Source organism: Brevundimonas diminuta ATCC 11568, assembly GCF_000204035.1.
In the GTDB taxonomy this organism is placed as follows: Bacteria; Pseudomonadota; Alphaproteobacteria; order Caulobacterales; family Caulobacteraceae; genus Brevundimonas; species Brevundimonas diminuta.
Genome location: NZ_GL883084.1, coordinates 67,041 through 71,296, shown reverse-complemented (window position 1 = coordinate 71,296; position 4,256 = coordinate 67,041). Strand labels below are relative to the sequence as shown.

Here is a 4,256-nt window from a genome sequence, read left to right as displayed (position 1 = left end):
GCCTGTTCGTGCTGGCCCTTCACGCGCGCCAGCCGGGCCTCGGCGTCGCGCTTCCTGGCGCTTTCGGCGTTGGCGCGGGCCTCGACGGCGGCCAGCGTCCCGGCCAGCCGTTCGACCTCGGCGTCGGCGGCCTTGCGCGCGTCTTCGGCTTCCAAGAGGGCGCGTTCCAGTTCCGGCCCGCGCTCGGGGGCGGCCGCGATCTCGGCTTTCAGCTTCTCCAGCTCGCGGTCCAGCCGTTCCAGTTCGCGCCCGGCGTCGGCGGCCATGCCGTCCTCGCGCACGCGGTCGGCCTCGATGCGGGCGACCTCGGCTTTCAGGCGGTCGACCTCGGCGCGGGCGGCCTGTTCGGCCATGTCCAGCCGGTCGCGCTCGATGATGGCCCGGTTCAGCAGGGCGGTGGCGACCGCGTCTTCCTCGCGCGCAGGCTTCAGCCCCTCCTGAGCGTTCAGGGCCGCCGTCTGGGCCGCCGCCGCCGCCGTGGTCGTCTCGGCGACCAGCCGGTCGGCCTCGCGCAGTTCGGCCGCCGCCGTCTCGGCCGCCGTCTTGGCGTCGGTCCAGCGAACGTAGAGCAGCGCCGCTTGCAGCGCGCGGATCTCGGCCGAGATCTTCTTGTACTTCTCCGCCTGACGCGCCTCGCGCTTCAGCCGGTTCAGCGTCGACTCCAACTCCTTGCCGATGTCGTCCAGCCGGTCGAGGTTGGTCTCGGCCGCCCGCAGCCGCAGCTCCGCCTCATGGCGCCGGGTGTGCAGGCCCGCCACGCCCCCGGCCTCTTCAAGGATGCGGCGGCGGTTCTGCGGCTTTGCGGCGATCAGTTCGCTGATCTGGCCCTGGCGCACCAGGGCCGGGCTGTTGGCGCCGGTCGAGGCGTCGGCGAACAGCAGCTGAACGTCGCGCGCCCGCACCTCCTTGCCGTTGATGCGATAGGTCGAGCCGCGCCCGCGCTCGATCCGGCGCGAGACTTCCAGCACGGGGCTGTCGGTAAAGGGCTGGGGCGCGCGCTTCTGAGCGTTGTCGATGGTCAGCTGGACTTCGGCGTGGTTGCGCGGCGGACGGCCCGCAGCGCCCGCGAAGATCACGTCCTCCATGCCCTGACCGCGCATGGCCTTGGCCGAGTTGGCGCCCATGACCCAGCGCAGGCTTTCCAGCACGTTCGACTTGCCGCAGCCGTTCGGCCCGACAATGCCGGTCAGCCCGGCCTCGATCTGCACCTCGGCCGGGTCGACGAAGGATTTGAAGCCGACGAGCCGGAGGCGCTGGAACTGCATCGCGTCTCGATCAGCGCGCCCGGATCAGCGGGTCGATGGCCGCCGACAGGGCCTCCAGCGAATGGTCGCTGACCCGCCTGCCGTTGACGAAGAAGGAGGGCGTGCCCGTCACGCCCGCCGCCACGGCGCCGTCGACCTCGGCCTGCAGGGCCTGGCTGGTCGCGGGGTTCTTCATGCAGGTCTCGATCTGCTCCTGAGTGCGGCCGCTAGCGGCGATGGCGGCGGCGAACCAGTCGCGGGCGTCGCCTTTTTCAAAGGCGGCGGCCTGACCGCTCATCAGGCTGTGGGCCACGTCGAAGAAGCGGTTCGGGGCGGCGCAGCGCGCGATGCCCGCCGCCGTCGCCGCGATCTGGGCCGGAGGGGTCGGCATGTCGCGGAACACCAAGCGCACCTTGCCCGTGTCGATATAGCGGGCCTTGAACTGCGGCAGGATGTCATTGGTCCAATGGGCGCAATGGCTGCAGGTGAAGGAGGCGTATTCGATCACCGTCACCGGCGCATCGGCCCGGCCCATCACACGGTCCGCCGCCGTGACAGCGGGCACGGCCGCCGTCGCGGAGCCGCGCGTCACAGCCGGATCGAGCGCCAGGACTGGAGCGGCGTTCAGGCTGGCTAGGGCCACGATTGACAGAAGGTGCAGGAGGCGAACAGTCATGCGGATTCTATAGCAGGGGATCGATGCTGGCCGACAGACCGGACAGGGAGTTGTCGGTCACGATTTGGCCGTTGACCATGAAGGTCGGGGTACCGGTCACGCCTGCCGCCGACGCCTGCTTGATACGTTGTTCCAGGGCTGCGACGGCGGCCTTGTCGGTGGTGCACTCTTCGAACTGGGTTTCGCTTAGGCCAGCGGCCTGGGCGGTGCGTAGCAGGATCTCGCGCGGCGGGACGCCGTTGCGCATTTCAGTCTGCGCCCGCATCAGGTGGTCGACGACCTCGAAATACTTATCGTCTCCGGCGCAGCGGGCGATCAGGAACCCCGCCACGGCGATATCTTGGGGCGGAGTGGGGAACTCACGGAAAACGAAACGAACCTTGTTATTGTCGACATATTTGGCCTTGAAGTCAGGCCAGACTGTCTCATTCCAGGCGGCGCACCCGGCGCAGGTGGTCGAAGCGTACTCGACCACCGTGACCTTGGCCCCCTCGGCCGCGCCCATGGCCATATCGCCCTGCGTCGTCGCCGCTCCGCTTCCGCCGCCCTGGTTGCAGGCGGACAGGATCAAGGCCGTGGCCGCCATGCCGACGACCGCTGCACGGTTCATCATGTCCGCCCCCTCCTCCCGTTTGGACGACTTACTTCGCCAGCTCGGCGTCGATGACTTCCGACAGGCCGGACAGGGAGCTGTCCGCCACCTTCACGCCGTTGACGGTGAAGTAGGGCGTGCCGGTCACGCCGGCGCTGATGCCGGCCTGGATGCGCTTCTCCATGGCCTCGATGGCGGCCTTGTCGCGGATGCAGTCGTTGATCTGCTGCTCGCTGAGGCCCGCCGCCTGGCCGGCGCGGAACAGGGTGGTGCGCGGCGCGACGCCCGCCTGCCATTCCTTCTGGCTGGCCATGATGTCGCTGACGACGTCGAAATACTTGTCCGGACCGGCGCAGCGCGCGATCAGGAAGCCGGCGACGGCGATGTCCTGGGGCGGGGTCGGGAATTCGCGGAAGACGAAACGGACCTTGTTGTTGTCGACGTACTTCGTCTTGAACTCAGGCCAGACCTCTTCATTCCACACGGCGCAGTGGCCGCAGGTGACCGAGGCGTACTCCACGACCGTGACCTTGGCGCCTTCAGGGGCGCCCTTGGCCATGTCGCCTTCGACCTCGCCGCCCGCGCCGCCGGCCGAGCAACCCGCCAGCACGGCCATCGAGGCCAGGGCTGCGGCGGACAGGGCCGCGCGGCGGCTCATGGCGGCGTATTTGAAGATCGGGGCCATCGGCTGGTCCTTGTCAGAAATGAGATTCAGAAACGTCGCGCGATTCGTGCGCGCAGGCGAAATCGTCTGAATGTCGAGAACGCCGATGGCGAAGGTTTGTCAACGCCCCTCGTCGCGTGGAGGCTGCGACAGCACGGCGCGGCCCAGCTTGCCCAGGGCTGCTTTCAGACTGTCGGGCGCCGCCTCGACCGAGGCGTTCAGTTCGGCTTCCGTCGCGGCGGGCAGGGGGGGCAGGACGGCGCGGCCGCGCGGGCGGGGCTTGGCGCCCGAAGCGGGCAGAGGCTTCACCGGCCCTTGGGCGATGCGCAGTTTCTCGACCGAGCCTGCGCCCAGGAACAGGTTCACCCGCTGAATGATGTCGGCCGACTGGTGCTGGACCAGCAGGGCCGCGGGGCCGGCGACGCGCAGCTCCAGCGTTCCGCCGGCGTTGCCGCGCCCCTTGGTCAGCTTCTGCGGGCGGGTGACGCGGGCCAGCCGTTCACCCACGATCTCGACCCAGCGCGGCTCCAGCGCCGAGGCGCCGCGCCCGAACTGGGCGTCCAGCTTCTTGATCAGCGGCGCCAGCGACCGACCAGCCGGAGGCGGCGGGCGCAACGGCGGGCGCGTCCGGCGGCGGGCCAGGATTTCGCGCGCTTCGCTTTCGGTGGGCAGGGGACGACGCATTCGTCCTATATAGCCTGACCCATGCCTGACGTCCCCTCTCTCCGCGCCGCCCTGCTCGATTGGTATGACGCCCATGCGCGCAGCCTGCCGTGGCGCGCGCCGCCGGGGGCTGAGGCGAAGACCGACCCCTATCGCGTCTGGCTGTCCGAGGTGATGCTGCAGCAGACGACGGTGCCCCACGCGGCGCCCTATTTTGAGCGGTTCACCACGCGCTGGCCGACGGTGGGCGACCTGGCCGCCGTCGAGGACGCCGAACTGATGGCCGCCTGGGCGGGGCTGGGCTATTACGCCCGCGCACGCAATCTGCTGGCCTGCGCCCGCGCCGTGGCGGCGGATCACGGCGGCGCCTTCCCGCAGACCGAGGCCGAGCTGCTGGCCCTGCCGGGAGTGGGCGCC

The 4,256-nt window shown here is 69.9% G+C and carries 5 protein-coding genes and 1 pseudogene; 1 reads left to right on the top strand and 5 read right to left on the bottom strand.

Features of this window, described 5'->3' with window-relative positions:
- From BDIM_RS00375 to BDIM_RS00355, 5 genes are all read right to left on the bottom strand, one after another.
- The coding region (locus BDIM_RS00375) for an AAA family ATPase (RefSeq protein ID WP_155818579.1) at positions 1–1,265 on the bottom strand (1,265 nt) is incomplete at its 3' end.
- A gap of 10 nt (positions 1,266–1,275) precedes the next feature.
- Positions 1,276–1,920 (bottom strand): DsbA family protein, encoded by a 645-nt coding sequence (locus BDIM_RS00370; protein WP_040344445.1) that lies wholly within the window; start codon positions 1,918–1,920, stop codon positions 1,276–1,278.
- A 7-nt stretch (positions 1,921–1,927) separates the two neighbouring features.
- Entirely contained in the window at positions 1,928–2,533 is a 606-nt protein-coding gene (locus BDIM_RS00365) for a thioredoxin domain-containing protein (protein ID WP_003163572.1), read from the bottom strand.
- Positions 2,534–2,561: 28 nt separating this feature from the next.
- Positions 2,562–3,197 carry a thioredoxin domain-containing protein gene (locus tag BDIM_RS00360; protein WP_003163571.1) on the bottom strand — a complete coding sequence of 212 codons (636 nt, stop codon included), beginning with the start codon at positions 3,195–3,197 and terminating at the stop codon, positions 2,562–2,564.
- 99 nt (positions 3,198–3,296) lie between these two features.
- Positions 3,297–3,860, bottom strand: coding sequence for a DUF721 domain-containing protein (locus tag BDIM_RS00355; protein ID WP_003163569.1), 564 nt, complete (start codon positions 3,858–3,860; stop codon positions 3,297–3,299).
- A gap of 21 nt (positions 3,861–3,881) precedes the next feature.
- Here BDIM_RS00355 and BDIM_RS00350 point away from each other — a divergent pair.
- Positions 3,882–4,256 (top strand): annotated as a pseudogene (locus BDIM_RS00350) (A/G-specific adenine glycosylase); the annotation flags it as partial.